The sequence below is a fragment of the Burkholderia sp. E168m23 genome (assembly GCF_016586125.1).
GTDB lineage: Bacteria > Pseudomonadota > Gammaproteobacteria > Burkholderiales > Burkholderiaceae > Burkholderia > Burkholderia orbicola.
Genome location: NZ_BCPP01000922.1, coordinates 1 through 2,831, shown reverse-complemented (window position 1 = coordinate 2,831; position 2,831 = coordinate 1). Strand labels below are relative to the sequence as shown.

Sequence of the window (2,831 nt, the reverse complement as noted above, 5' to 3'; positions counted from 1 at the left end):
ATCTGCAACTGCCCTTCGTCCGGCGCGTGGCCGGCCTTCACCTGTGCGTCCGTGCTGGCCTTCAACTGGCTCACGACCTGGCCGCAATCGTTCGACAGGTAATACGACTGCGTCAGCAGCATGCGCATTTCCGGGTCCGTGCCGCCCGCCTTCAGGTAGCGCTGCGCGACGCGGATCGCCTGCGGATAGTTCTTCTGCTGGAAGTAGATTCCCGCGAGCGCCGCCGTCGTCCGCTGCTCGTCCTCGCCCGACAGGCGCCCCGAGTTCAGCACGGTTTCGTAGGCCTGCGCGGCCACGCCCGTATCGCCGGCCGCCATCGCCGCCGCGCCGCGCGTCGCTTCCACCATGTAGGTTTCATACGGCGTGCGGTTGGGCACGGCGGCCGCCTGCGCGATCTTGCCGAGCGCGTCGCGATACTTGTGCGCGCGATACAGCTCCTGCGCCGCCGCCAGCGGCTTCGCCACATCGGGCCGCAACGCGTCGGCTGCCCACGCCGGCCGGCCGAGCGCACAGGCCGCACCGAGCGCCGTCAGCGCCACCATCCGTTTCCATCGTTGCTGGTTCATCGGTTGGCCTGTCCCGTCATTGCATGAACTGCTCGTTGCCGATCAGGCCGATCTTCGTCGCGCCCACGCGCTGCGCAGACGCCAGGACGGCCGCCACGTCCTTGTATGGCGCCAGCTTGTTCGGCCGCAGATGGATCTCTGCCTGTACGGGCTCGTGCGCGACTTCCGTCAGCTTCGCCTCGAGTGCCGCGCGATTCGGCACCGGCGCGCCGTTCCACGTCGTCGTGCCGTCGAAGTCGATGTCGATCTGCACGACTTCCGGCGGTGCGGCGGGCGGCGGCGGGTTCCCCACCGGCAGGTCCATCTTCACCGAATGCATCTGGATCGGGATCGTGATGATCAGCATGATCAGCAGCACCAGCATCACGTCGATCAGCGGCGTGGTGTTGATGTCGACCATCACGTCCGGCTCGCTGCTGCTCCCGCCCGAAGGCACGTTCATTCCCATCGTTTGCTCCTGTCGATCTGAGTTAGCGCTTTAGCGCTTACTCAGATCCCATGCTTCGCGGTCGACCAGAGTTAGCGCTTTAGTGCTTGCTCAGATCCCATGCTTCGCCATCAATCAGAACCGGCGCGTGTGCCGCTCCCATGCAACGTTAACCACCCCGCGCCGGCGGTTCCGTGATGAACGACACCTTCGCGATACCCGCCCGCTCGCACATCGTGATGACCCGGCCGATGAACTCGTAGCGCGTGTTCTGGTCGCCCCGCACGTGGACGCTCGGTTGCGGCTGCTGCTGCGACACGCCCTTCAGCTTCGCGAGCAACGTCGACGCATCGACCAGTTGCTCACCCCAGAAGAAATCGCCGTCGCGGTTCACCGCGATCTCGACGCTCTTCGGCGTGGTCTGCAGCGGCTGCACGACCTCCTTCGGCAACTGCAGCTGGATCGTGTGCGTGACGACCGGAATCGTGATCAGGAAGATGATCAGCAACACCAGCATCACGTCGACGAGCGGCGTCGTGTTGATGTTCGCGATCACCTCGTCGCTTTCGTCCTGCCCGACGTTCATGCCCATCGCGCGCCTCCGTCAGCCGGTCAGTTCACGAGCGACGCGGCGGCCGACGGCACGCGAGCGGGACGCTTGCTGCCGGCCAGCAGCACGGTATGCAGCTGGGCGCCGAAGTTGCGGACCCGCTCCATCACCGACTTGTTGCGCCGGACCAGGAAGTTGTAGCCGAGTACAGCCGGCACCGCGACCGCCAGGCCGATCGCCGTCATGATGAGCGCCTCGCCCACCGGGCCCGCGACCTTGTCGATCGACGCCTGGCCCGCGATCCCGATCGCCGTCAGCGCGTGATAGATCCCCCAGACCGTGCCGAACAGCCCGACGAACGGCGCGGTCGAGCCGACCGTCGCGAGGAACGCGAGCCCGTCCTGCATGCGGTTCGACACGTTCGTGATCGAGCGCTCGACGGACACGTCGATCCACGTGTTGCGATCCACGGCTTCGAGCAGCGCCTCGTCGTGATGCTCGCCCGCCTCGATTGCCGTTTCGGCGATGAAGCGGAACGGCGATGCCTCGTCGAGCAGCTTCGCGCCCTCGGCCAGCGACGGCGCGCTCCAGAGCTGCGCGTCGGCGAGTTTCGCGCGGCGGTTCGCCCGCAACTGTTCGACGAACTTCGTGATCATGATGTACCAGCTGCCCATCGACATGATCACGAGCAGGATCAGCACGAAGCGCGCGACGAAGTCGCCGTTCTTCCAGAGCGCGCCGAGCCCGTACGGATTCTCGACCGCTTCGGTGGTGGCCGGCGCCGGCGGCGGGGCCGGCTCGGCGGCAGCGGGCGCCTGCGTCGGCGCCGCGGCCTGCGTCGACGCGTCGGATGTCGCCGCGGGTCCGCTCGCTTGCGCGTAAGCGAGCTGCGGTGCAACGAGCCCGTCGATTGCGGCGACGGACATCAACAGGCTTGCCGCCAGCGCGGCCAGAGAACGCTTCGTCATACCCCACTCCAATTCTTTCGTTGAACTTACGATTTAGGTTCAAGCCGGTTTTCACCGGTCCGGCTCCCGCCGGACCGCCCACTGCATCAATTCAGGTTGAACGAGAACGGCACCTGCACCCGTACCGCCTGGCCTTGCGCCACGCATTTGAACCGCTTCACGGTGTTGTAGGCCGCACGATCGAGCACGGGGTCGGCCGACTGGGCCACGCGTTCGTTCGTGATGTTCCCTTCCGCATCCACGACGAACTCGATCGTCACGTCACCCGTGATGTTGTTTTCCTGCGCTTCCTTCGGGTACTGCATCGACGCGCGCATCGA

General features: G+C 66.1%; 5 protein-coding genes. All 5 read right to left on the bottom strand.

Annotation, left to right across the window (positions count from 1 at the left end; translation table 11 throughout):
* A partial coding sequence (locus JMF90_RS31995) for a tetratricopeptide repeat protein (protein ID WP_201325931.1) occupies nt 1-566 on the bottom strand: 566 nt, incomplete at its 3' end.
* A 16-nt stretch (nt 567-582) separates the two neighbouring features.
* Entirely contained in the window at nt 583-1,014 is a 432-nt protein-coding gene (locus tag JMF90_RS31990) for a biopolymer transporter ExbD (RefSeq protein WP_012328556.1), read from the bottom strand.
* A gap of 148 nt (nt 1,015-1,162) precedes the next feature.
* Nucleotides 1,163-1,585, bottom strand: a complete 423-nt coding sequence (locus JMF90_RS31985; protein ID WP_011549764.1) for a biopolymer transporter ExbD — start codon at nt 1,583-1,585, stop codon at nt 1,163-1,165.
* Nucleotides 1,586-1,605: 20 nt separating this feature from the next.
* A complete protein-coding gene (locus JMF90_RS31980; RefSeq protein WP_125380657.1) occupies nt 1,606-2,511 on the bottom strand; it encodes a MotA/TolQ/ExbB proton channel family protein in 906 nt (301 codons plus the stop codon).
* Nucleotides 2,512-2,597: 86 nt separating this feature from the next.
* Nucleotides 2,598-2,831, bottom strand: a 234-nt coding sequence (locus tag JMF90_RS31975; RefSeq protein ID WP_201325930.1) for an energy transducer TonB, incomplete at its 5' end; no start/stop codon positions are given.